Origin of the sequence: Streptomyces sp. NPDC000983, assembly GCF_040299205.1 — a bacterium.
Lineage (GTDB): Bacteria > Actinomycetota > Actinomycetes > Streptomycetales > Streptomycetaceae > Streptomyces.
The window spans coordinates 1-1,755 of record NZ_JBEPBM010000118.1; the positions used below are offsets into that span (position 1 = coordinate 1).

A 1,755-nucleotide genomic window follows, 5' to 3' on the forward strand; every position below is an offset into this window, starting at 1 on the left:
TGAGCGACTCTGTCGGGGATCTTGTGGGTCGGGTTCACGTGCCTTGCCGCCACCAGCATTCCCAGGTCAGGCCGCGTGAGTCGAGGTAACTCTGGAAGGCCGTGGGGTGCCGGGGTCGCCGGCGGCGTGGTGGCGTGCGTGCGGCGAGACGCTCGATGTTGATGGCGATGCCGGTCAGCACATGTTGGACGTGAGTCTTGCGAAGACCGTGGTAGCGGCTGCGCCGTGCTTGGTGCCCGTTGACGAATTCGCAGATGGTTCCCTCGACTCCGGACCGGGTGGCGTAGAGCTGTCTCCACTGGAGGTCTTGCTGCTCGGTGCGGTTGCGGATCTGAAGTTCGTGCAGGTGACGGGGGAGGAAGTTCACGGTGCGAGCCGAGGTCCCACGTGTGCAGGCGGAGCGGTCGGGGCACGGGTTGCACTGGTGTGGGTGGAACCGGGCGACTGTGTAGGGAGCCATGGCGGGCGGTGTGATCCAGGTCTTTGCGATCTGGCCGTTGGGGCAAGTGACGCGGCGCCGGTCGAAGTCGATGGTGAAGTCGTCCCGGGTGAAGCCGGTCTGTTCCTTCTTCTGCCATGCCCCGCTGGCCTTGACCGGCCCGATGAGCTGGATCTGATGGTGGACTGCGGAGCTTTCCAGCAGGGCGACGGAGAGGTAGCCGCCGTCGACCAGGTGCTCGCGGGGCAGCAGCCGGCGCCGGCGGAGCCGGGTGTGGATGCCAGGCAGGGCCTGCGCGTCCCTGGTTGGGCTGGTGGTGGCGATGTCCGTGATCAGGTTGGCGTTCTCACCCGTGTCGCAGGTCTCGGTGACGTGGACCAGGTAGCCGCTCCATCGGGTGTTGCCGCGGATGGCCCGGCGGGCCTGGCAGTCGTAGGGCGAGACGATCCGCCGGGCGCCCTTGGGCTGTCCGTCCTTCTCGGTGCGCGGTCGCAGGAGGCCGCGGGCATCGACGAGGAAGTTCTGCACGAGGATCTGCCGCAGGGCCTCCATGCGGGGGCCGCGCCGGTGGGACGGCAGGCACTCAAGGAGCCGATGGGCATCCGCTCCGGCCTGCTTGAGACGGGTGACGGGGTGCGTGGGCTGGCTGGGCAGACGGACGGGCCGCCCGTAGCGGGTGGCCCAGTCGGCGTCCACCAGCCCGTCCAGAATCCCGGGGACGTCCCGGGCGGCTTCCTCCAGCGCAGCACGGACTGCTTCGAGGACCATCTCCAGGCGGGTGAGATCCCGCGCGGCAGCCAGGACCTGTGTGGAGTCAGTGCGCTGCCGGCCGCGTTCGGTGACCAGGCCGGCCTTGCGCATCCGCTCCAGTGCCAGGGACAGCAGCCTGTCCGCGCGGTCGTCCTCGCCCAGACGGTCCCGGAAGTCGCTCAGCACACTGTGGTGGAAACCGGGATCGTCCAACTCCAGGGCCAGGGCGTACTTGAAGTCGATGCGGCACCGGACCGCCTCCGCCGCCTGCCGGTCGGACAGGTTGAGCAGGAACTGCAGTACGCACACCGTGGCCAGTTGAGCAGGAGAGAGTCCGGGGCGACCATCGCGTGGGTACCAGGAGACGAAATCCTGGTCGCTCCACAGCCCGTCGAGGTGGTCGCGCACCCACATCGCTGTGGTGCCGCGAGGGTTGCTGGCCCGTGCCGTCCGAGCCGTGAGCTCGGGCACCATCGCACCGGACCGGAGACGAACGGACACTGATCACCTCAACAGGCCCCGACTACACGAACCATCCGAGTGTCCTGAACCGTCGGCGACGCCGT

1 protein-coding gene is annotated in these 1,755 nt (G+C 68.5%); it reads right to left on the reverse strand.

Features of this window, described 5'->3' with window-relative positions:
- Positions 1-34 precede the first annotated feature (34 nt).
- Positions 35-1,663 (reverse strand): IS1182 family transposase, encoded by a 1,629-nt coding sequence (locus ABT296_RS38580; protein ID WP_351934819.1) that lies wholly within the window; start codon positions 1,661-1,663, stop codon positions 35-37.
- Positions 1,664-1,755: the final 92 nt, after the last annotated feature.

Excerpts from the sequence above, each read along its gene's own strand:
- ABT296_RS38580 (WP_351934819.1), bottom strand. The coding sequence starts at position 1,663 with ATGGTGCCCGAGCTCACGGCTCGGACGGCACGGGCCAGCAACCCTCGC.